Raw genomic sequence first — 20996 nt, 5'->3', positions numbered from 1 at the left:
CCCGCTTGAGTGGTGCCGGGGCGGAGGCGCCGCCCCGGCGGGCTATCAGCGCGTGATTTGCCGCATGTAGAAGATCGTCTGGATCGTCGGCAGCACCTGCTGCAGCACACGGTTGAACTGCACCGAGCCGGCCGTGCTGACGTAGACGACGTCGAGCGGCTGAAGCGGGAAGCGGCTCGACAGCATCAGCGCATCGGGCTGCGTCATGTCGAGGCGGTACACCTCAGGCTTCGTCGGGTTGTCGCGCATCCCGCGCATCACGTAGATCTTGCGCGGGTTCGCGTCGGTGTCGAGGATGCCGCCGCCCGCGGTCAGCGCGTCGGCGATGGTCAGCCTGCCCTTGAGCATCGGCACCGTGACCGGCGTCTTGACCTCGCCCATGATGAACACGCGACTGTCGCTGCGGTCCGGCACGTTGACGATGTCGCCCGGCTGCAGCATCACGTTCTGCTTCACTTCGCCGCGATCGAGCACGCCGTTCGCGTCGAGCGTGTAGAGCTTGCCGTCGCGCGTCAGGCGCACGCGCTGCAGGTCGGCCTCGTTGGTCGAGCCGCCCGAGCGCGAGATCGCGTCGACGAGCGTCAGCGGCACGTCGCTCACCGCGAGCGGGCCCGGCTGCTTCACCTCGCCCGTCACCTGCACCTTCTGGCTGCGGAACGACAGCACGCGCACGTCGAGCTGCGGATTCTTCACGTAGCGCGACAGCGTGGTGGCCATCTGCTCGCGGATCTGCGCGACCGTCTTGCCGGCCACCTTGATGCGGCCGACGAACGGGAAGAAGATCGTGCCGTCCGCAGCGACCGTCTGGCCGTACGGATCGGCCTGGCCCGGCAGCGCGGTCGTATACGGCTGCTGCAACGCGCCCGCGACCGTCTGCGTCGTGTTGCCGCCGCTCGAGAACGACTGGCCCTGCGGCGTCGTCAGCTCGGGGTGGTCCCACACGGTGACGCCGAGGATGTCCTGCGGGCCGACGCGGTACACGTACTCCGACGGATCGGTATAGCGTCCCGGCGGCAGCGGATGGTCGACCTGCGCCTTCTGCAGTTGGTCCATCACCACTTTGGCGTCGATGTAATGAACCGGATAGGTTTCGGCGGCTTGCTGCCGGCCTTCGTCCTTCAGGTTCGACGAGTCGAGGTAGTTGCCGGGGGCGGTCGCACAGGCTGACAGGAAAGTCGTCAGCGCGACGGCAAGCGCCACCGGGCGCATTGGGCGCATCGGGCGTTTCAGCATAGTTTCTGTAGCCATCCTTGAACCAGACGTTCGATCAGTGAGTAGCTCTCGCGGTAATCGGCCTCGGGGCCGCCGTGCGGGTCGGCAATCTCGGCCCCTTCCCACTTGCCGAGCAGGTGGACCTTGCCGCGCGCGAACGGATCGACCTTTTCGACGGCCGCAATCTGTCCGCGCTCGCTGACGAGAATCAGGTCGGCGTCGCGCACGATCCGGCGCGACAGCCGCCGTGAGCGATGGGTCGTCGCATCGACGCCCCGCTCGGCGAGCAGCTGCCGCATCACCGGATCGATGCCGTCGCCGTCATTCGCATGCACGCCGGCCGAGTGGAACGTCGGACGCGGGCCGCCGCGCGACGCGGCGTGCGACTTGAACAGCATCTCCGCTGCCGGGCTGCGGCAGACGTTCGCGTGGCAGACGATCAGGATGTTCCGGAACATGGCGTCTCGTGGCGAGTGACGGGAAACGGGTTACGCGCTGGCGCGCACGGCGCCCGGCACGCGGGCGGCGACGGCCTGGCGCGAGCCCGGCCGGCCGATCGGGTGGTATTCGATGCCCTGCTCGCTCATCGTCTCCGGCTCGTACAGGTTGCGGCCGTCGAAGATCACCGGCGACTTCCACAGGCGGCCGAGCGCGACGAAGTCGGGGCTCTTGAAGATCTTCCATTCGGTGACGATCACGAGCGCGTCGGCGTCGCGCGCGGCCTGCGCCTCGTCGTCGACGAAGGAGAGGCGTTCGAGCCAGCTCGGGTGATCGGCCAGGTCGAGCGCGATCACGCGGCGCGCTTCCTGCTGCGCGACCGGGTCGTACGCCGCGATGCGCGCGCCGCGCGACAGCAGCTCGGCGATCAGCTCGCGGCTCGGCGCTTCACGCATGTCGTCGGTGTTCGGCTTGAACGCCAGGCCCCAGATCGCGAACGTGCGGCCCGTCAGGTCCTCGCCGAAACGCGCGACGATCTTGTCGGCGAGCACGCGCTTTTGCGTCGCGTTGACCGACGACACGGCCTTCAGGATCTGCAGCGCCTGCCCGTGCTCGTCGGCCGTGCGGATCAGCGCCTCGACGTCCTTCGGGAAGCACGAGCCGCCGTAGCCGCAGCCGGCATACAGGAAGTGGTAGCCGATGCGCGGATCGGAGCCGATCCCGCGGCGCACGGCCTCGATGTCGGCACCGAAGCGGTCGGCGAGGTTCGCCAGCTCGTTCATGAACGAGATGCGCGTCGCGAGCATCGCGTTGGCCGCGTACTTCGTGAACTCGGCCGAGCGCACGTCCATGTACAGCGTGCGTTCGTGGTTGCGGTTGAACGGCGCGTACAGCTTCTTCATCAGCTCGCGGGCGCGTTCGCCAGGCACGTCGTCGTCGCAACCGATCACGATGCGGTCGGGACGCGTGAAATCGTCGACGGCCGCGCCTTCCTTCAGGAATTCCGGATTCGACACGACCGAGAACATCTGGTCGCCGCCGCGCTTCGCGAGCTCCTCGGCGACCGCTGCGCGCACGCGCTCGGCCGTGCCGACCGGCACCGTCGACTTATCGACGATCACCTTGAAGCCCGTCATGTAGCGGCCGATGTTGCGCGCGGCCGCGAGCACGTACTGCAGGTCGGCCGAGCCGTCCTCGTCGGGCGGCGTGCCGACCGCGATGAACTGCACGTCGCCGTGCGCGACCGCGGCCTCGACGTCGGTCGAGAAGCGCAGGCGGCCGGCCGCACGGTTGCGCGCGATGACTTCCTTCAGGCCCGGCTCGTGGATCGGCACGCCGCCGTTGTTCAGGACGTCGATCTTTGCCTGGTCGACATCGAGACAGAACACGTCGTGCCCGATGTCGGCGAGACATGCGCCGGTGACAAGACCTACGTAACCGCTGCCGATGATAGTCAGATTCATGATGTGTCGGACCTCGTGACCAATGATTCGAAATTCGTAAGACCGGAATGCCTGCGTGGCGGTGCCGGACGTCGGTATCAGTACGCGTTGCTGCCGGTGAAGCCTTTCCAGAGCGTCAGCACGACGATCTTGATGTCGAGCCAGAACGACCAGTTCTGCATGTAGTACAGATCGAGCTTCACGCGTCCCATCATCTTCTCGATCTGGTCGGTCTCGCCGCGATAGCCGTTGATCTGCGCCCATCCGGTGATGCCCGGCTTGATCCGGTAGCGGAACATGTAGCCCTTGACCAGATCCTTGTAGATGTCGTCGTGCGCGAGCGCATGCGGACGCGGGCCGACGACCGACATCTCGCCCTTCAGCACGTTGATGAACTGCGGCAGTTCATCGAGGCTCGTGCGGCGCAGGAACCGGCCGACCGGCGTCACGCGCGAGTCGTTCTTGGTCGCCTGCGTGACCTGCCCGGCCACTTCCTGGTGCACCTTCATCGAGCGAAACTTGTAGATCTCGAACTCGTGCCCGTCGATGCCCTTGCGCTTCTGGCGAAAGAACACCGGCCCGCGCGACGTCAGCTTGATCAGGCCCGCGATCAGCACCATCACCGGCGCAAGCGCCGTGAGCGCCGCCAGCGCGAACAGCCGGTCGAACACGAACTTCGGCAGGATCCGCACGTCGGTGATCGGCGACGCCGCGAGGTTGATCGCCGGCACGCCGAGCACCTCGACCACTTCCTGGTTGAAGAACGACAGCGTGCGCACGTCCGGGATGAAGCGGATGTTCACGAAGTCGTGGCGGAACACCGTCACGATGTGGTGGATCCGGCGCTCCTCGGTGATCGGCAGCGTGAGCCACAGCTCGCTGATCGCGCGGCTGCGCACCAGCCACACCAGCGATTCGAACTGCCGCTCGATGCGCACGTCGTCGAGCGCCACTTCGCCCGGCACTTCGCTTTCGTCGTACACGCACACCGGGTTGAAACCGGCTTCCGGCCGCGCCCGCATCTGCGCGATCAGCCGCCGCGCCGCCGGCGTACCGCCGACGATCGCGACCGCCTTCAGGTTGTAGCCGCCGCGGCGCAGTTGCCGCAGCACGACGTGCACGCAGGCCTTCGAGCCGGCGAGCAGCGCCATCGTCACGAGCGCCCAGTAACCCAGCCACAGCCGCGACAGGTCACCCGACTGGTGAAAGCTGAAGCTCAGCAGGATGCCCGCGAGCTCGACCAGGAGCCACGCGAACACGACCCGCCCCACCAGCCCGACGAGACGCTTGCCGCGCCAGGACTGGTAGATGCCGAATGCGGGAAAGCACACGACGACGAGCAGGCAATCGAACAGCATCATCGTGCGCTGCAGGTCGTTGAGCCAGATGCTGCCGCCGTGCAGCGCGGCGGCGATCAGCGCCCCCGCTACGACCATCGCGATATCGATGACTCTCGCCAGCACGCTCAACATGTCTGCTTCCTCTTTGAACAGGCGTTTGCCGAACAGCTCCTCGTGCGACCCGTGCCGCACACTCGATTCAAACGTTGCATGACGCTATTGAAGCGACAAGAAAATTCCCCCTCAAGCGCACAAGTATTTCGAAAAATAATCGGAAATACTTGCCGCGATCTTTCTGAATTAATTCGGCACGTTTTCCCGAATCGGTCGGAAATCGAGAAGTTTTCGGAAACTTTACGGTCGCCGCCAGCCCTTTGCAGGCAAGCCATTGACAACAATGCGCGGAATTATTTTTTATTTTTTTATTTGCAACCGATGCTAGCGCGGAAAATTTTTCCTGGTGAATGCCCGATGAATATCAGGCAATGGGCCCGGTTTTATTGTCGATTTACTTCATGCTACAACGACAGGCACTGACTTCAACCGTGGAGAGTGCCATCATGAATGCTCCGGCCGTGGCAGCCGAAACGCGCCATGCTTCTTCCGCCGCCCCCGCCACCGGCACGCGCCTCGCGGTGCAACCGGTGATTCTTGCCGGCGGCTCCGGCACGCGTCTGTGGCCGATGTCGCGCGAACGTTTTCCGAAACAGCTCATTGGCCTGCTCGGCGATCATTCGCTGCTGCAGTCGACCGCACTGCGCCTCGACGGCCTCGAGGCCGTCCATCCGCTGAACGACGACGTGCTGATCGTGTGCGGCGAGGATCACCGCTTCACGACCGCCGAACAGCTGCGCCTGACCGCCAAGAACGCGACCATCATGCTCGAGCCGCTCGGCCGCGATACCGCGCCCGCGCTGACGCTCGCCGCGCTGCGGCTCGTCGCCGACGGCAACGATGCGGTGATGACCGTGATGCCGGCCGACCATGCGGTCGCCGACCTGCCGCGCTTTCACGCAGCCGTCGCGGCCGGCGTGCACTGCGCCGCGCAAGGCAAGATCGCGACGATGGGCATCGTGCCGAAGCACGCGGAAACCGGCTACGGCTACATCCGCGTCGGCGCGCCGCTCGGTGACGCCGCGACGGGCAGCCTCGACGTGCGCCGCCTCGACCGTTTCGTCGAGAAGCCGCACCTCGAACTCGCCCAGCAGTACGTCGCGTCGGGCGAATACTGGTGGAACAGCGGGATCTTCATCGTGCGCGCCTCGGTCTGGCTGAAGGCGATCCGCCAGCTCGAACCGGCGATCTACGCCGCGTGCGAACAGGCGGTCGCACAAGGGAGGGACGACGGCGATTTCTTCCGCGTCGATCGCGACGCATTCGCCGCTTCGCCGTCGAACTCGATCGACTATGCGGTGATGGAGCCGCTCGCGAGCCTGCCGCAACTGTGCGAGAGCGTCGTCGTGCCGCTCGACGCCGGCTGGTCGGACGTCGGTTCGTGGGACGCGATCTGGCAGATCTCGCCGAAGGACGATGCGGAGAACGTCGGCCGCGGCCACGTGCTGTTCGAAGGCGCCGAATCGACTTTCGCGCATTCGGAAAGCCGGCTCGTCGCCTGCGTCGGCACGCAGAACCTCGTCGTCGTCGAAACGCCCGACGCCGTGCTCGTCGCGGACAAATCGCGCGTGCAGGACGTGAAGAAGATCGTCGGACGCATCAAGGCGCAACGCGGCGCGGAAGCCACCGATCACCGCAAGGTGCACCGCCCGTGGGGCCACTACGACTCGGTCGACATGGGCGAGCGCTTCCAGGTGAAACGCATCGTCGTGAAGCCGGGCGCGCAACTGTCGCTGCAGATGCACCACCACCGCGCCGAGCACTGGATCGTCGTGCGCGGCACCGCGCGCATCACGCGCGGCGACGAAACGTTCCTGCTGTCCGAAAACGAATCGACGTACATCCCGCTCGGCGTCTCGCACCGCCTGGAGAACCCGGGCAAGATGCCGCTCGAACTGATCGAAGTGCAATCGGGCGCATATCTCGGCGAGGACGACATCGTCCGCTTCGACGATACCTACGGCCGCCAGTGATGCATCAAACGCCGGGAGCGCTGCCGTCGTGGCAGCGCTCCCGGCAACGCGGCCATGGAGAGACTGGGCAACTGCGCGGACGTCGTGGCACACGGCGGCCCGCGCATTGCATCGACATCGCGATCAACCGACGCGGTACGCGTACTCGCGACGTTCCGACTGCACGGGATCGTTGCGGCTTTCGGACATCGCGCCCGCGTGACGCTCGGCGATGAAGCGCTTGATGTCCGATTCCGCACGCGCCAGCGCGGACAAGCCGACCAGCACCTCGCTTTGCGGCTCGCGCGCCGGCTCGTCGCTCGCGCCATGGCGATCGATCCACTGGCGCGCCCAGTCGAGCGCGAACTGCTCGGCTTCCTCGGCATCGGTGAAGCGCGGGCCGATGAGGCCCGAGCGCTCCACGCGCCGGTCGCCCTGCGAGATCTCGGCCCACGCGCGATACATCAGGTTCTGCACGGGCTGCGCGATGCCGCTGATCGTATAGCCGCGATACTCGTCGACTTGCGGTTCGGCCGCGGCGAAGCTCGTCGCCGATGCGCGTGCATGGCGCAACTCGGCCGCCGGCGCCCCGGGCACCACGAACGATGCGTCGGACCGGTCGATCACCGCATCGACCTGCATCGCGCTGATCGACGCACCTTCGCCCTCCCAAACGTTTGCCTGCGCAACCGGCAATTGCCACGACTCGGGGTTTTGCCAGAACACGCCGCGCAAGCGATCGTTGTCGGGCACGGGCTCCGCGCGACGCGCAGGCACTGCCGCCTCCGGCGGCGGCGGAATATACGCGAACGTGCGCCCGCTGAACTGGGTCAGTACGTCGATCATCTTCAGCAGCGTGCCGTTCGCCAGCCACTCTTCATAGCGGCGACGGCACGTCGGCCCGGACGGATAGCGGCCGGGCAGCTTGGACCAGGCTTCACCGGTCGTCAGGATCCACAGCACCGCATTCGCGACGACGCGCGGTTCGGCGCGTGGACGCCCACGACGGTTCAGCCGGATGGGTTCATCGGCGATCAGCGTTGAAAGACGAACCCACTCTTCATCGTTAAGCTCATCGAAGAACATAGTAGATCTCTCCACGCAGCCAGGCCGGGCTGCGATTGGCGGCGCCTTCGCGACACAATCGCGTCGCCCGGCGGCCAGGTTGCACATTATGGTTATCCGGTGTTGTGCATACCGGGCGACACCGCACTTTCACGGTGCCGCAATTCCCGGCAATGGCGCACAAGTCACGGTCTCACTCCAATGTGGGAATTTTTGTGCACGAAGCATACCATCCTCAGGGTTTATCTCAATATGACAATGACTTAATGTTACGCACTGAAACATCCAGCCATTGATGCGCAATCTATTTACGCTTGAATTTTTTTGCGAGATCTTTATGCCCGCCGCTGCAAAGGCCCGTCTGGCGGGGCTCCGCGGGGTATGAAGAATGGCCTGAAATAAGCTGTTACAGGCTGATCCGGCCCTTGTCGGCAACAATCGCAAGAATTGCTGCCGAAAATCGGTAAATCAGGGAAAAAATCGTAACAAGATATTCACGAATCGGTAAATCATTCAATTCCCGTTCGCTTTGATTATCTCCGTGCACAATCTTTTTATTGTTTCTCTGCGAGTGATGAAAGCGCGGTGACGCGCGATGCACGGTATGTCCCCGCATGCAACCTCGTGACGCCTGTTACATTTTCGCGGCGACACGCGCGCGGCCATGCCGCCCGGCGAGCGGAAATCCTGTTTCGGGTCGGAACGGGAAGGCTGAAACCGGCGCCCGGGACCCACGGCGGTCGCGTCAGCGCAGATCGCCGGCCAGCGATGCGGCCACGTCCGCGTCCACAAGCTGCGGCGGCATCGCGTAGGCCGGGTGATCGCAGCCGATCGACAGCGCCGCCCCGCCCTTGAGCGCCGCGCGCATCGGCGCGTCGAGTTCGAAGCGCACGAAGTGCACGGCCGACGTTTTCTCGGCGGTGTCGCGCTCGAGATCCTCGTCGGCGATCGCATAGACGCTCGCATGCCCGTCGACCTGCACGTACACGCGATCCTCGACACCGATCAGCCGTGCGAGCGCCGCACGCCGCTCGGCCTCGTGCTCGTATTCGATCTGCATCGTCGCCTTCAGGTTGGTGCCGTCGGGTATCAACGGCAGATACGCTTCCAGTTCGCCCTCGATGCCTGCCTCGTCGAAAATCTTCTCGATGTGCAGCATCTCCTGGATCTGATAGCGGATCGTCGTCTCGTCCTCGAACAGGAAGCGCAGGTGATTGCCGAGCGCCACCGCGCGGCGGCGCTTGTACGCGACGAGCCGTGCGTGTTCGGCCCGGCGGATCTTGGCGTACGCCTCGAGCGTCAGCAGGGAGTCGCGGGTCAGCGTCATGAGCAGTCCTCGTGGATGGCGGGCCTCGAATCAGATCCCGTACGCGCGGCGCAGCAGCGTGAGCGGATGCGCGAGCGGCGCGGACGGCAGCCCCTTCTCGTCGATGCCCTGCACGATGTGATGGCCGGCCAGCGCGCAGTCGGACGACACGACATCCGGTTGCGCCTCGGCCATCGCCTTGAACACGGGCGCGCCGATCCGCATCGCGTCCGCATGGAATTCCTTCTTCACGCCGAACGTGCCCGCATGGCCCGAGCAACGCTCGACGACGTTCACGCGCGTATCGGGCACGAGCGACAACGCGTCGGCCGTCTTGCGGCCGATGTTCTGCACGCGCGCATGGCACGGCACGTGATACGACACGGTACCGAGGCCGGTCTTGAAATCGGTCTTCAGCAGCCCGTCGCGATGCCGCGCGATCACGTATTCGAACGGATCCCAGAATGCGTCGGCCACCGCGCGCACCGCCTCGTCGCCGGGGAACATCAGCGGCAGCTCGCTCTTGTACATCAGCACGCAGCTCGGAATCGCGCCGATCAGCGCATAGCCTTCGCGCGCATAGCGTTCGAGCACCGGCATGTTCACGGCCTTCTTCGCGGCGACGCCGTCGAGATTGCCCTGTTCGAGCAGCGGCATCCCGCAACAGGCTTCGTGCGTGACGAGTTCGTACGGGATGTCGTTGTGCGCGAGGATCGCGAGCAGGTCGTGGCCGATGCCGGGTTCGTTGAAATTCACGTAGCACGTCGCGTAGATCGCGACCTTGCCGGGCGTGCGTTCGCCGTCGCGCACGGGCGGGTTGTCCGAGCGCTTCGCGCCGCGCCGGAACTTGCGCGGCGCGAACGCCGGCAGCCATGCGTTGCGATCGACGCCGAGTGCCGCTTCGAGCGCGTGGCGGGCGGGCGGCGTGCGATTCACCGCGTTGACCGCCTGCGTGACGATCGGAATACCCGCGAAATGACCGAGCGCATCGGTGTTCGACAGCACCTTGTCGCGCAACGCCACTTCGCCGCGCCGGTAGCGTGCGGCCTTGCCGCGCAGCATCAGGTGCGGGAAGTCGACGTTCCATGCGTGCGGCGGCACGTACGGGCATTTCGTCATATAGCAGAGGTCGCACAGATAGCACTGGTCGACGACCTTGCCGAACGCTTCCTTCGGCACTTCCTCGATGTCGCCCATCGGCGTGTCGTCGACCAGGTCGAACAGCGCCGGGAACGCGCCGCACAGCGACACGCAGCGCCGGCAGCCCGCGCAGATGTCGAACACGCGCGTCATTTCCGCATCGATCGCGGCCTGGTCGTAGAACGCATCGGACTGCCAGTCGAGCGGATGCCGGGTCGGGGCTTCGAGACTGCCTTCCTTGTGGGGCATGGGGGCGCTCCAGCGTGGCGCGCATGCGCGCGAGCGCGCCGCCCGCGCACTGCGGGCAGCGGTGAACGAACAGCCGGCCGCATGCCGGTCGCACGGCGATGCCGTGCGGCCCGCGGCGGCCCGTCAGTCGACGAGACTGTCCAGCGCCTTCGTATAGCGGTTTGCGTGGCTGCGTTCGGCCTTCGCGAGCGTTTCAAACCAGTTCGCGATTTCGTCGAAGCCTTCGTCGCGGGCCGTCTTCGCCATGCCCGGATACATGTCGGTGTATTCGTGCGTCTCGCCGGCGATCGCCGATTCGAGATTCAGCCGCGACGAACCGAACGGCAAGCCCGTGGCCGGATCGCCGACGGCTTCCAGGTATTCGAGATGGCCGTGCGCATGGCCGGTTTCGCCTTCGGCGGTCGAGCGGAACAGCGCGGCGACGTCGTTCTGCCCTTCGACGTCGGCCTTCGAAGCGAAATACAGATAGCGCCGGTTCGCCTGCGATTCGCCTGCGAATGCGGCCTTCAGGTTCTCTTCGGTCTTGCTGCCCTTGAGTTGAGCCATTTGCGCCTCCGTTCGAGTCGGCGCGGCCGCGTGCGAAGCCGGGCCGATGATGTATGTGGGGAACGATGCGTGCGCCGCGGCGCACGCATCGTGCTCTTCAATCTAGGCGCTCGCGTTCGCATCCCCCAATAGGCTTTTTCAATGCGCGCGATAGCGTCGGGCGGTGTCAGGCAGTGCCAGGCGAGACGCGGGTGGTGTCGGGACGGCAAGCTGGACGCACTCTCGTGCGTCATGGGTCATGCGTCATGCATCCGTCGCACGCTTGAGCAGCAATTCGCGTTCGCGTTCGTTGCGCGTCAGTTCCGCCGCGCGGCGGAACTCGAGCTTGGCCTCGTCGGCGCGGCCGAGCTTCGCCAGCAGGTCGCCGCGCACGCTCGGCAGCCAGTGATAGCGTGCCAGCGCAGGATCGTCGCGCAGCGCGTCGACGAGCTCGAGCGCCGCGGCCGGCCCGAACGCCATCCCCACCGCCACCGCGCGATTCAGCTCGACGACTGGCGACGGCGCGACCTCGGCGAGCGCGTCGTACAGCGCGACGATCTGCGCCCAGTCGGTATCCGACGCGTGCCGCGCACGCGCATGGCAGGCGGCCAGCGCGGCCTGCAGCGCATACGGCCCGCGCACGCCGCCGAGCTTCGTCGCCCGCTCCAGCGCCGCGAGGCCGCGCCGGATCAGCAGCGGATCCCAGCGGCTGCGGTCCTGGTCGAGCAGCAGCACGGGCCGGCCCTGTGCATCGGTGCGCGCATGCATGCGCGACGCCTGCAGTTCCATCAGCGCGACGAGCCCGAACACTTCGCTTTCGTCCGGCGCGAGCCCGGCCAGCACGCGGCCGAGCCGCAGCGCTTCGTCGCACAGCGCCGGACGCGTCCAGTCGTCGCCGGCGGTCGCCGCATGGCCTTCGTTGAACACGAGGTAGATCACTTCGAGCACCGACGCGAGCCGGGCGGGCCGCGCATCGGCGGCCGGCACCTCGAACGGCACGTGCGCGGCCGAGAGCGTGCGCTTCGCGCGCACGATCCGCTGCGCGATCGTCGGCTCGGGCGTCAGGAACGCGCGTGCGATCTCGCCCGTCGTCAGCCCGCCGAGCAGCCGCAGCGTCAGCGCGACACGCGCATCGGTCGACAGCACCGGGTGGCACGACGTGAAGATCAGCCGCAGCAGGTCGTCGCCGATGTCGTCGTCGCTCGCGTCGGCGAGCGCCTCCGCGATGTCGGGAACGACGTGCGCCTCGAGCGCGTCCATCTCGTGCCCGAGCTGGTCGCGCTTCGCCGCATGCAGCGACTCCTGCCGGACGCGGTCGAGCGCGCGACGCTTCACGGCCGTCATCAGCCAGGCGGCCGGGTTGTCGGGCACGCCGTCGACGGGCCAGTGCTCGAGCGCCGCGACGAGCGTGTCCTGCGCCAGCTCCTCGGCGACGCCGACGTCGCGCACCACGCGCGCGGCGCGCGCGATGATCTTCGGCGCCTCGATTCGCCAGACCGCTTCGATCGCACGATGCGTCGCCTCGAGCGTCACGACGCCTGCCCCGCGGCCGGCGCCTCCAGCGGCATGGCCATCAGCTCCCATGCGTGGCCGTCCGGATCGTCGAACCCGTGGCCGTACATGTTCGGGTACTCGCGCGGCGCCTGCGGCGCGGAGCCGCCGGCCGCGAGCGCCTTCGCGACGATCGCGTCGACCTCGGCGCGGCTTTCGCACGACAGGCACGACAGCACCTGCACCTGCGTGGCCGGATCGATGATCGTCTTGTCGGTAAAGGTCTGGAAAAACGGCCGCACGAGCAGCATCGCGAAGATCGCGTCGCTGATCTTGATGCAGGCGGCCATGTCGTTGGTGTATTCGGGCACGACTTCGAAGCCGAGCGCCTGGTAGAACGCCTTCGAGCGCGGCAGGTCGGCGACGGGCAGGTTGATGAAGACCATCTTGTGCATGACGGGTGCTCCCGGTGAAGTTGGATTCAGGTGGACGTTCAGGCGCCGGCGCGGCCGACGTGGAGATCGCGGAACCGCTCGACCGCGTCGCTCGGCGTGAGATCGTCGAGCTCGAACAGCGGCCGCACCTCGATCTCGCAATCCATCTCGGCACCGAACGGCGCGGGAAACCGGCGCGTCCATTCGAGCGCCTCGTCGCGCGACCGCACCTGGATCAGCGTATAGCCGGCGATCAGCTCCTTCGTTTCGGCGAACGGGCCGTCGATCACGGTGCCCTTGCCGCCCGTGTAGCGCACGCGCCAGCCGCGCGCGCTCGGCCGCAGCCCGTTCGCGTCGAGCAGCACGCCGGCCTTGGCCAGTTCCTCGTGATAGACGGTCATGGCTTCGACCAGCCGGTTGTCCGGCAACGCGTCGGATTCGCTGACGGCGTTCGCCCGGATCATGATCATGAATCGCATCGTTTACTCCTTGTCGTCGATGGAAGGAGGCGCCCGTCCATCGGGGCCTTATCCGGACGACGGACGAAAGACGGCCGGATCGACACGCGCCGCGACAGATCAGGGTAAATACCGAGTCGCAGCCGTCACAGGAAGCACGGGCCGACCGCGCGAACCTCGACCGTGCACCATTGCGCCGCCGGGCACTGGCGTGCGATCTCGATCGCCTCTTCGCGCGTGTCGACGTCGACGAGGAAAAAGCCGCCGACCATTTCCTTCGCCTCCGCGAACGGGCCGTCGAGCAGGCGCGTCTCGCCGTCGCGCACCTGCACGCGCGTGCCGCGCTCGGAACGCTCCAGCGACTCGACGCCGCGCAGCACGCCGCGCGCCTTCAGCGTCTCGGCGAAATCGACCATCCGCGCGTACAGCGCCTGACCTTCGTCGAGCGTGCGCTCGGCACGCTGCTCGGTCGGCTCGACAATCAACAGCATGTAAGACATGGGCATCTCCTGTGGGAACGGGGCGCGGCAATGTTCGGTGCACGATCGGCAAGCGACGCCCGATGCGAAAGCGTAACAGCCGCGATGCGGCCTGCCGGCATCGTTGGCCGACCGGCACTGGCCTGACGGCCAATTCGGCCGCTTCCTGACATTTTGCCTTCAGGATGTGGGGCCGAACCGTTGGATTTTCTTCCTGTGGACCGTCCCATGTCACGCCTGCTGCCACTGCCTGCCATTGCGCTGTCGCTCGCCCTCTCCGTCCGTCCGGCCATCGCCGCGCTGCCGGTCAGCGCGGGCTGCGGCGGCGCGACCTCGGCGATCGCCGATCTCCGCCGCGGCGACGGCCCGTCGCCGGTGGCCGGGCACACGACGTCGATCGAGGCCGTCGTCACCGCGACGTTCGGCGGGCCCGACGGCCTCGGCGGCTTCTTCGTCCAGCAGGCCGATGCGCAGCGCACGCACAAGCCGGGCGTCCCGGAAGGCCTGTTCGTGTACGCGCCGAACGCGCGTGCGAATGCAGGCGATCTCGTGCATCTCACCGGCCGGATCGACGATCGATACGGCCGCACGCAGTTCACGCTGACGGGCGGCGTCGCGGTCTGTGCACGCGGGCAGGCGGTCACGCCCGCCACGCTCACGCTGCCGGTCGCCACGCCGGCCGTGCTGGCCGCCCACGAAGGCATGCTGGTGCGCCTGCCGCAAACGCTGACGGTCAGCGGCACGCACGAACTCGGCCGCTACGGCAGCGTCGTGCTCAGCAACGGCCGGCTGCGCATCCCGACCCAGGTCGCGCCGCCCGCCGAAGCCGCTGCGCTCGCGGCGGCCAACGCGCGCAACCGCATCGTGCTCGACGACGGCTCGAACCGCCGCGATCGCGCGGCCGTCCGCTATCCGTCGCCCGCACTGAGCGCCGCCAACACGCTTCGTGCGGGCTACACGGTGCGCGGCGTCGAAGGCGTGCTCGAACTGCGCTACGGTGCGTGGCGGCTGCAACCGGCCGCCGGCGCCGCGCCGGCGTTCGACGCCACGGCGAACCCGCGTCGCGATGCACCGGCCCGGCATCCGGATGCCGACGTGCGCGTCGTGTCGTTCAACGTATTCAACTATTTCAACGGCGACGGCCGCGGCAGCGGATTCGGCGCCGCGGCCGATCGCGGCGCAAAAACGCCTGCCGCGTTCGCGCGGCAGGAAGCGAAGATCGTCGCGGCGTTGCGCGCGCTGAACGCCGACGTGATCGGGCTGATGGAAATCGCGAACAACGGCTACGGCGACACGAGCGCCGTCCGGCGTCTCGCCACGCAACTCGGCGACGGCTGGCGCGCGGTCGATCCCGGTACCGCGCGGCTCGGCCGCGATGCGATCGCGGTTGCGCTGCTGTACGACAGCCGCACGGTCGAGCCGGCCGGGCGTGCCGCCACCGTCACGTTGGGCGGCCGGCACCGGCCGCCGCTCGCGCAGACATTCCGGCGCGCAGGCGGCACACGGGCGTTCACGGTCGCAGTCAATCACCTGAAGTCGAAGAACTGCCCGCATGCGAGCGGCGCCGATCGCGACCAGTCGGACGGCCAGGGCTGCTGGAATGCGGCGCGCACGCGGGCGGCCGTGCGCATCGCCGACTGGCTCGCCACGTCGCCGACGGGTGCCGCGGCAGACGGCGTGCTGCTGATCGGCGACCTGAACAGCTATGCGAAGGAAGATCCCGTTCGCGCGCTGGAGGCGCGCGGCTATGCGAACCTGGTGCCCCGCTTCGCCGGCGACACTGCGTACAGCTACGTATTTCGCGGCGAGGCCGGCAGCCTCGATCACGCGCTCGCGACGCCGGCACTGGCCGCGCGCGTCAAGGCCGTGCACGTCTGGCACATCAACGCCGATGAACCGATTGCACTGCAACCGGTGCCCGATTACAAAACGGCCGCGCACCGGTCGTCCTATTACGCACCCGATGCGTATCGCTCGTCGGACCACGATCCCGTCGTCGTCGACCTCGCACTGGGGCACCGCTCCCGGATGCCGGCCGCAGGCACAAACCCTGCTCGCCAGTACGCCGTCGATTAGTGCATTTGCATCAGCCTGTCGCCTGCAATGGCACTATTTACCTGGCACCCCGGGCGACGCCATATTTACCGGACATTCACTTCGTATCGCTGTCTGCTGCACACGTTTCGCCCAATTGAGAATTTTTTTCAATTGTCGCGCGGCCCCGCACGGCGGGGCTTCCCGGCGATCCTGCCAACGAATTGAAAAATTGTCTCGAAACTCATTCGGATCGTGCGAATCACATTGGTTGCTGGGATTCGTCTTATCTTCAAACTGGCCTTGAATCGAAGGAGGATAAACATCATGGCGCTCACCGACTCGATCGAACACAAGCTGGACCGCGGCCTGGCCGACATCCGTCGCACCGGCCGGCGCGTGGGACGCACGACGCGCTCGGCCGCCCGCGACCTGCATGCCGACGTGACCGACGATCTGCGCGGGCTGGTCGACGAACTCGAAGACCTGCTGAAAAACGATGGCGACGGCGATATCGCCGCCCTGCGCAAGCGTGTGCAATCCAGGCTCGATGAAGCACGCAGCGCGCTCGACTACGCGTCGGGCAGCGCAGCCGCCCGGCTGCGCGATTCGGCCGAACGCGTGTCGCAGGCCGTGCACGACAACCCGTGGCAAACCGCCGGTGTCGTGGCCGGTCTCGCGTTCGTTGCGGGCCTGCTCCTTTCCCGCCGTTGACCGCGCCCAGCCGCCCCGCTGCCCGCACTGTCCATCCTCAATCAGACAACGAAGGAGAACCGCCATGCAGAAATCCCTCGCCATGAAAGCCGCCGCCGCCGTCATGCTCGGCAGCCTCGCGCTGGCCGGCTGCACGACCACACCCGACAAGCCGGATAACGCGTCGGCCAGTGCGTCGAAGCGGCAATCAATCGACGCCAGCGTGAACGCCACGCTGTCGCGCCTCTATTCGACGGTGCCGGGCTCGCGTGAACTCGTCGCGAAATCGCGCGGCACGCTCGTGTTCCCGAACGTGCTGCAGGCCGGCTTCATCGTCGGTGGCCAGTCCGGCAACGGCGCACTGCGCGTCGGCGGCAGCACCGTCGGCTACTACAACACGTCGTCGCTGTCGGTCGGCCTGCAGGCCGGCGCGCAGTCGAAGGCGATCGTGTTCCTGTTCATGACGCAGGATGCGCTCGACTCGTTCCGCAAGTCCGAAGGCTGGGCCGCCGGCGCCGACGCATCGGTCGCGGTCGTGAAGGTCGGCGCGAACGGCGCGGTCGACACCACCACGGCCACCGCACCGGTCGAGGTGCTGGTCCTGACCAACGCCGGCCTGATGGGCGACCTGTCGGTGAACGGCACGAAGGTCACGAAGCTCAATATCTGACGATGCGGCACGCGGCCTCGCGCCGCACCTGCTTCCCGGCAGCGCCGCGGCCTTCGCCGCGGCGTTTTCGCATGGGCCACACGCAGCGGCTATGATGGCGGGGCCTTTGCGGGCATACTCCCGTTCGGGCCGCCCCACGCCGCGTTCCGCCGCGAACCCGTGACGTTCGCGAGCCGATCGCGCCCCGGGCAACGCAATTCAATCAAACGAAGCAACAATCTGCGCGAACGCCATCCATGGAAAGCGGACACGATCACCAAAAATTCTTCTATTTCCTGCTGGCCGCGGTCACCGTCGGGCTCTGCTGGATCCTGGCACCGTTCTCCGGCGCCGTGTTCTGGGGCACCATTCTCGCGATCCTGTTCCAGCCCGTGCAGCGCTGGCTCGCCGCGCGCTTCGGCAAGCGGCGCAACCTGGCCGCGCTCGTGACGATGTCGCTGATCATCCTGATCGTGATCCTGCCGCTCGTGTTCGTCGCGGCGACGCTCGTGCAGGAAATCGCGTACGTGTACCAGGAACTGAAGGACGCCCAGCCGAATTATTCGCAGTACTTCCACGACATCATTCACGCGCTGCCGACGTCGATCCAGAACCTGCTGCAGAAATACGGGCTGACCAACATCCCGGGCATCCAGAAGAAGCTGACCGACGGCGCCGCGCAGATCAGCCAGTTCGCGGCCACCCAGGCGCTCAGCATCGGCCAGAACACGTTCCAGTTCGTCGTGAGCTTCGGCGTGATGCTGTACATGGTGTTCTTCCTGCTGCGCGACGGCGGCGAGATCGGCCGCCGCGTGCGCCGCGCAATCCCGCTCGACGAAGAGCACAAGAACCTGCTGCTCGCAAAATTCACGACGGTCGTGCGCGCGACCGTGAAGGGCAACATCGCGGTCGCACTCGTGCAGGGTGCGCTCGGCGGCCTGATCTTCTGGATCCTCGGGATCGAGGGCGTCGTGCTGTGGGGCTCGCTGATGGCGTTCCTGTCGCTGCTGCCCGCGATCGGCGCGAGCCTCGTATGGGTACCGGCCGCGCTCTACTTCCTGATGATCGGCGCGGTGTGGAAATGCGTGATCCTCGTCGCGTTCTGCGTCGGCGTGATCGGCCTCGTCGACAACCTGCTGCGCCCGATCCTGGTCGGCAAGGACACGAAGATGCCCGACTGGGTCGTGCTGATCTCGACGCTCGGCGGGATGGCGCTGTTCGGCATCAACGGCTTCGTGATCGGGCCGCTCGTCGCCGCGCTGTTCATGGCGAGCTGGGACATCTATGCACGCTCGGAACAGGGTGAATGACGCGCCGCAGGGCCGACGTGCAGTGATCTGCACACCTGCATAAATAAACCGTCCGTCACGGATGACGGATTCCGATCACGACGGGCGCTACGGCGCCCGTTTCGTCGTCTGCCGCCACCGTCATCACGCCGCCATACGGGCCGACGCGATACGCACGGCCCGATACCAGCGGCACGCTCCGATCGTCGCGGGCATCGCGCCAGGTTGCGCGCACGCCCGAACCGGCATCCGGCTCGAGCGGCGTGCCGTTGGCCGCGGCCAGCGTCACATGGGCGCCGGCCAAGCGCCGGCCGTGCGCATCGAACCGCAGTGTCGCCACCGCGCTGCGCGTCATCCCCGGCCCTTCGACGAAGGCGCCAGACGGCGCATCGAACGTCACGTCGTAGAGATCGACGAGCGCGCCCGTGAAATGCACGACGCCGTCCGATCCGGCCTGCCCGTTCGCCGCCGCATTCGACATGGCCAGCGCGACACCGAGCCCAAGTGCAATCCTCCGCACGGCATCCGTACTCCACACCGTTCGATCACGCACCGCGCCCGTTGTCGATACCGCCCGCTTCGCGTCGTTTCGCATGTTTCCTCTCCCGTTCGCGTGACCAGAAAAAAGACGGCGTGACGCGTCGGTCACGCCGCCTGTCTGCTGGCAATCACTTTAGGGAGAGCGGCCGCAACAATATATGGGACAAGTCCTAAACTGTGGCCCGGTTGATCGTACTCAATGCGGTCGACACGCCCTTGCGACACGGTGCGTCCCGCATCGCACGCCCGTCACGCGTCGGGATCGACGCGCAGCACGAGCTTGCCGCGATGGTCGCCGTCGAACAGCCGATTGAGTACGTCCGGCGCGTTCTCGAGACCCTCTGCAACAGTCTCCTCGGCCTTGAGCCGGCCGTCGCGCAGCCAGCCGGAAAGCGTCTGCACGGCTTCGCGGCTCTTGCGGTAGTCGAGGATCAGGAAGCCGCGCATCGTCAGCCGTTTCGAGATCAGCACGCCGACGTCGTCGGCCGCGCGGCCGCTGTTGTAGTTCGAGATCACGCCGCACAGCGCGACGCGCCCGCCGATCACCATCCGCGACAGCACCGCGCGCATCACCTCGCCGCCGACGTTCTCGAAGTTCACGTGCACGCCGTCCGGCGTCGCCGCCTTCAGTTGCTGACGGAAATCGTCGGCCTTGTAGTCGACGGCCGCGTCGAAGCCGAGCGTCTCGGTCAGGTAGCGGCACTTGTCCGCACCGCCCGCGATGCCGACCACGCGCGCGCCGTGGATCTTGCCGATCTGCCCGGCGATCGAGCCGACCGACCCGGCCGCCGCCGACACGACGAGCGTCTCGCCCGGCTGCACCGGCGCGATGTCGGTCAGCCCGTAGTACGCGGTCAGCCCGCTCATCCCGCACGCGCCGAGCAGCGTCGGCAGCGGCAGGCCCGACTGCGCGGGCAGCTTCACGAGCTGCGCGGCCTGCTCGGCCGGCACGACCGCGTAGTCCTGCCAGCCGACGAGCCCCTGCACGAGATCGCCTTCCGTGAAACCCGCATGGCGCGACGCGACCACGCGCCCGATGCCGAGCGCGCGCATCACCTCGCCGATCGCGACGGGCGGCAGGTACTGCGGCACGTCGCTCATCCACACGCGGTTGGTCGGGTCCATCGACAGATACAGCACGCGCACGAGCACCTCGCCGTCCGCGAGCGCCGGCACCGGCGTCTCGACGAGCGAAAAATGTTCGCGGCCGACGCGCCCTTCGGGGCGCGTCTTAAGCAGCAGTTGGCGGTTCACGGGTGTCGACACGATGTTCTCCTCCGGTCGTGGTGGTTCGGGATGCGTATCAGACCGCGCACATGCCGCCGTCGATCACGAGTTCGGCGGCCGTCACGAAGCGGCTCTCGTCGGATGCGAGATACACGGCCGCGTGCGCGACGTCGTCCGGCTCGCCGAGCCGGCGCAGCGGAATGCCGCGCGCGAGCTTGCGCGTCGCGTCGCGTTCGCCGAGCGACTGGAACAGCGGCTCGACGATCCCCGTGCGGATGAACGCGGGGTGAATCGAATTGCAGCGCACGTCGATCTCGCGGCGCGCGCAGTCGATCGCGACCGACTTCGTCAGCGACGCGACCGCCGCCTTCGACGCGTTGTACGCGGTGAAATCCGGCTCGACCTTGAACGCGGCGACCGACGAGATGTTGATGATCGACGCGGGATGGCTCTCGGCCAGGTACGACAGCGCATGCTTGCAGCCGAGCACGATGCTCTCGACGTTGATCGCCATCACGCGACGCCACTCGTCCAGCTCGATCTGCGCGGGCGAGCCGATCGAGCCCACGCCCGCGTTGTTGACGAGCACCGACAGCCCGCCCATCGCGTCGACCGCCTGCGTGAGCAGCGCCTGCCAGCGCGCTTCGTCGCGCACGTCCTGCGTCGCGGCGAATGCGACCGGCGTGGCATGCCCGGCGTTGAGTTCCTGTGCGAAGGCGTCGAGCACCGCCGCGTCGGCGATGTCGGTCAGGAACACGCGCGCGCCCTGCTCGACCATCCGGCGCGCAATCGCACGGCCGAGGCCGCCCGCGGCGCCCGTGATGTATGCGCACTTGCCTGCGAGGCGCGATGAAACGGCTGTCATGTGACTGGCTCCTGTCATGAATCGTCGTCGCGGAACGCTGCCGCGACGGGTTTT

Annotated in this window: 21 protein-coding genes; 5 read left to right on the top strand and 16 right to left on the bottom strand. The window is 67.0% G+C overall.

The annotated features are described in order from the left end of the window. Nucleotides 1–45: 45 nt before the first annotated feature. The 4 genes from DIE03_RS00365 to DIE03_RS00350 form a co-directional block, all read right to left on the bottom strand. Nucleotides 46–1248, bottom strand: a complete 1203-nt coding sequence (locus DIE03_RS00365) for a polysaccharide biosynthesis/export family protein (RefSeq protein ID WP_409364402.1) — start codon at nucleotides 1246–1248, stop codon at nucleotides 46–48. Further along, the gene (locus DIE03_RS00360) at nucleotides 1227–1670 is read right to left on the bottom strand and encodes a low molecular weight protein-tyrosine-phosphatase (protein WP_027791027.1); all 444 of its coding nucleotides are present in this window, start codon (nucleotides 1668–1670) and stop codon (nucleotides 1227–1229) included. The genes DIE03_RS00365 and DIE03_RS00360 overlap by 22 nt, the downstream gene beginning before the upstream one ends. Nucleotides 1671–1700: 30 nt before the next feature. After that, complete coding sequence (locus tag DIE03_RS00355) at nucleotides 1701–3113, bottom strand: UDP-glucose/GDP-mannose dehydrogenase family protein (protein ID WP_124446408.1); 1413 nt, start codon at nucleotides 3111–3113, stop codon at nucleotides 1701–1703. Nucleotides 3114–3190: 77 nt separating this feature from the next. Beyond that, nucleotides 3191–4564, bottom strand: coding sequence for an undecaprenyl-phosphate glucose phosphotransferase (locus DIE03_RS00350; RefSeq protein WP_124446406.1), 1374 nt, complete (start codon nucleotides 4562–4564; stop codon nucleotides 3191–3193). 428 nt (nucleotides 4565–4992) lie between these two features. Here DIE03_RS00350 and DIE03_RS00345 point away from each other — a divergent pair, with 428 nt between their 5' ends. Continuing rightward, nucleotides 4993–6519: a mannose-1-phosphate guanylyltransferase/mannose-6-phosphate isomerase gene (locus DIE03_RS00345; RefSeq protein WP_124446404.1), complete on the top strand. Its 1527-nt coding sequence runs from the start codon at nucleotides 4993–4995 to the stop codon at nucleotides 6517–6519. A 123-nt stretch (nucleotides 6520–6642) separates the two neighbouring features. Here DIE03_RS00345 and DIE03_RS00340 read toward each other — a convergent pair whose 3' ends face one another. From DIE03_RS00340 to DIE03_RS00300, 9 genes are all read right to left on the bottom strand, one after another. Further along, complete coding sequence (locus DIE03_RS00340) at nucleotides 6643–7584, bottom strand: transposase (RefSeq protein WP_124447251.1); 942 nt, start codon at nucleotides 7582–7584, stop codon at nucleotides 6643–6645. Nucleotides 7585–7969: 385 nt separating this feature from the next. Continuing rightward, nucleotides 7970–8179, bottom strand: coding sequence for a hypothetical protein (locus tag DIE03_RS00335; protein WP_124446402.1), 210 nt, complete (start codon nucleotides 8177–8179; stop codon nucleotides 7970–7972). Between the two features lie 129 nt (nucleotides 8180–8308). Continuing rightward, a complete protein-coding gene (locus tag DIE03_RS00330; RefSeq protein WP_124446400.1) occupies nucleotides 8309–8890 on the bottom strand; it encodes a DUF3501 family protein in 582 nt (193 codons plus the stop codon). Nucleotides 8891–8920: 30 nt separating this feature from the next. After that, the gene (locus DIE03_RS00325) at nucleotides 8921–10258 is read right to left on the bottom strand and encodes a heterodisulfide reductase-related iron-sulfur binding cluster (protein ID WP_124446398.1); all 1338 of its coding nucleotides are present in this window, start codon (nucleotides 10256–10258) and stop codon (nucleotides 8921–8923) included. Nucleotides 10259–10381: 123 nt separating this feature from the next. Continuing rightward, entirely contained in the window at nucleotides 10382–10804 is a 423-nt protein-coding gene (locus tag DIE03_RS00320; RefSeq protein WP_006497294.1) for a rubrerythrin family protein, read from the bottom strand. Nucleotides 10805–11047: 243 nt separating this feature from the next. After that, complete coding sequence (locus DIE03_RS00315) at nucleotides 11048–12316, bottom strand: RNA polymerase sigma factor (RefSeq protein WP_124446396.1); 1269 nt, start codon at nucleotides 12314–12316, stop codon at nucleotides 11048–11050. Then, the gene (locus tag DIE03_RS00310; protein ID WP_124446394.1) at nucleotides 12313–12729 is read right to left on the bottom strand and encodes a VOC family protein; all 417 of its coding nucleotides are present in this window, start codon (nucleotides 12727–12729) and stop codon (nucleotides 12313–12315) included. Before DIE03_RS00310 ends, DIE03_RS00315 begins: the two co-directional genes overlap by 4 nt. Before the next feature lie 38 nt (nucleotides 12730–12767). Beyond that, nucleotides 12768–13187, bottom strand: a complete 420-nt coding sequence (locus DIE03_RS00305; RefSeq protein WP_124446392.1) for a YciI family protein — start codon at nucleotides 13185–13187, stop codon at nucleotides 12768–12770. A 125-nt stretch (nucleotides 13188–13312) separates the two neighbouring features. Continuing rightward, nucleotides 13313–13666: a YciI family protein gene (locus DIE03_RS00300; RefSeq protein ID WP_034185688.1), complete on the bottom strand. Its 354-nt coding sequence runs from the start codon at nucleotides 13664–13666 to the stop codon at nucleotides 13313–13315. 207 nt (nucleotides 13667–13873) lie between these two features. On the opposite strand from DIE03_RS00300, the gene DIE03_RS00295 reads away from it, so the two are divergent. From DIE03_RS00295 to DIE03_RS00280, 4 genes are all read left to right on the top strand, one after another. Further along, nucleotides 13874–15721: an ExeM/NucH family extracellular endonuclease gene (locus tag DIE03_RS00295; RefSeq protein WP_124446390.1), complete on the top strand. Its 1848-nt coding sequence runs from the start codon at nucleotides 13874–13876 to the stop codon at nucleotides 15719–15721. Nucleotides 15722–16006: 285 nt separating this feature from the next. Next, nucleotides 16007–16393, top strand: coding sequence for a YqjD family protein (locus DIE03_RS00290; RefSeq protein ID WP_124447249.1), 387 nt, complete (start codon nucleotides 16007–16009; stop codon nucleotides 16391–16393). A 64-nt stretch (nucleotides 16394–16457) separates the two neighbouring features. Next, complete coding sequence (locus DIE03_RS00285; protein WP_124446388.1) at nucleotides 16458–17042, top strand: YSC84-related protein; 585 nt, start codon at nucleotides 16458–16460, stop codon at nucleotides 17040–17042. A 236-nt stretch (nucleotides 17043–17278) separates the two neighbouring features. Then, nucleotides 17279–18331, top strand: coding sequence for an AI-2E family transporter (locus DIE03_RS00280; RefSeq protein WP_124446386.1), 1053 nt, complete (start codon nucleotides 17279–17281; stop codon nucleotides 18329–18331). 55 nt (nucleotides 18332–18386) lie between these two features. On the opposite strand, the gene DIE03_RS00275 is transcribed toward DIE03_RS00280, so the two are convergent. The 3 genes from DIE03_RS00275 to DIE03_RS00265 form a co-directional block, all read right to left on the bottom strand. Then, nucleotides 18387–18905 carry a thioesterase gene (locus DIE03_RS00275; protein ID WP_124446384.1) on the bottom strand — a complete coding sequence of 173 codons (519 nt, stop codon included), beginning with the start codon at nucleotides 18903–18905 and terminating at the stop codon, nucleotides 18387–18389. Nucleotides 18906–19099: 194 nt separating this feature from the next. Next, a complete protein-coding gene (locus tag DIE03_RS00270) occupies nucleotides 19100–20116 on the bottom strand; it encodes an NADP-dependent oxidoreductase (protein WP_124446382.1) in 1017 nt (338 codons plus the stop codon). A 37-nt stretch (nucleotides 20117–20153) separates the two neighbouring features. After that, nucleotides 20154–20942, bottom strand: a complete 789-nt coding sequence (locus DIE03_RS00265; protein WP_185658072.1) for an SDR family oxidoreductase — start codon at nucleotides 20940–20942, stop codon at nucleotides 20154–20156. Nucleotides 20943–20996 lie beyond the last annotated feature (54 nt).

This window comes from Burkholderia sp. Bp8992 (genome assembly GCF_003853705.1).
Lineage (GTDB): Bacteria > Pseudomonadota > Gammaproteobacteria > Burkholderiales > Burkholderiaceae > Burkholderia.
The sequence above is the reverse complement of the archived record's forward strand: the minus strand, read 5'-3'. Positions and strand labels throughout refer to the sequence as shown.

Coding starts and splice junctions, on each gene's coding strand:
- DIE03_RS00365 (WP_409364402.1), bottom strand. CDS start 1,248: ATGGCTACAGAAACTATGCTGAAACGCCCGATGCGCCCAATGCGCCCG.
- DIE03_RS00360 (WP_027791027.1), bottom strand. CDS start 1,670: ATGTTCCGGAACATCCTGATCGTCTGCCACGCGAACGTCTGCCGCAGC.
- DIE03_RS00355 (WP_124446408.1), bottom strand. CDS start 3,113: ATGAATCTGACTATCATCGGCAGCGGTTACGTAGGTCTTGTCACCGGC.
- DIE03_RS00350 (WP_124446406.1), bottom strand. CDS start 4,564: ATGTTGAGCGTGCTGGCGAGAGTCATCGATATCGCGATGGTCGTAGCG.
- DIE03_RS00345 (WP_124446404.1), top strand. CDS start 4,993: ATGAATGCTCCGGCCGTGGCAGCCGAAACGCGCCATGCTTCTTCCGCC.
- DIE03_RS00340 (WP_124447251.1), bottom strand. CDS start 7,584: ATGTTCTTCGATGAGCTTAACGATGAAGAGTGGGTTCGTCTTTCAACG.
- DIE03_RS00335 (WP_124446402.1), bottom strand. CDS start 8,179: ATGCGGGGACATACCGTGCATCGCGCGTCACCGCGCTTTCATCACTCG.
- DIE03_RS00330 (WP_124446400.1), bottom strand. CDS start 8,890: ATGACGCTGACCCGCGACTCCCTGCTGACGCTCGAGGCGTACGCCAAG.
- DIE03_RS00325 (WP_124446398.1), bottom strand. CDS start 10,258: ATGCCCCACAAGGAAGGCAGTCTCGAAGCCCCGACCCGGCATCCGCTC.
- DIE03_RS00320 (WP_006497294.1), bottom strand. CDS start 10,804: ATGGCTCAACTCAAGGGCAGCAAGACCGAAGAGAACCTGAAGGCCGCA.
- DIE03_RS00310 (WP_124446394.1), bottom strand. CDS start 12,729: ATGCACAAGATGGTCTTCATCAACCTGCCCGTCGCCGACCTGCCGCGC.
- DIE03_RS00305 (WP_124446392.1), bottom strand. CDS start 13,187: ATGCGATTCATGATCATGATCCGGGCGAACGCCGTCAGCGAATCCGAC.
- DIE03_RS00300 (WP_034185688.1), bottom strand. CDS start 13,666: ATGTCTTACATGCTGTTGATTGTCGAGCCGACCGAGCAGCGTGCCGAG.
- DIE03_RS00295 (WP_124446390.1), top strand. CDS start 13,874: ATGTCACGCCTGCTGCCACTGCCTGCCATTGCGCTGTCGCTCGCCCTC.
- DIE03_RS00290 (WP_124447249.1), top strand. CDS start 16,007: ATGGCGCTCACCGACTCGATCGAACACAAGCTGGACCGCGGCCTGGCC.
- DIE03_RS00285 (WP_124446388.1), top strand. CDS start 16,458: ATGCAGAAATCCCTCGCCATGAAAGCCGCCGCCGCCGTCATGCTCGGC.
- DIE03_RS00280 (WP_124446386.1), top strand. CDS start 17,279: ATGGAAAGCGGACACGATCACCAAAAATTCTTCTATTTCCTGCTGGCC.
- DIE03_RS00275 (WP_124446384.1), bottom strand. CDS start 18,905: ATGCGAAACGACGCGAAGCGGGCGGTATCGACAACGGGCGCGGTGCGT.
- DIE03_RS00265 (WP_185658072.1), bottom strand. CDS start 20,942: ATGACAGCCGTTTCATCGCGCCTCGCAGGCAAGTGCGCATACATCACG.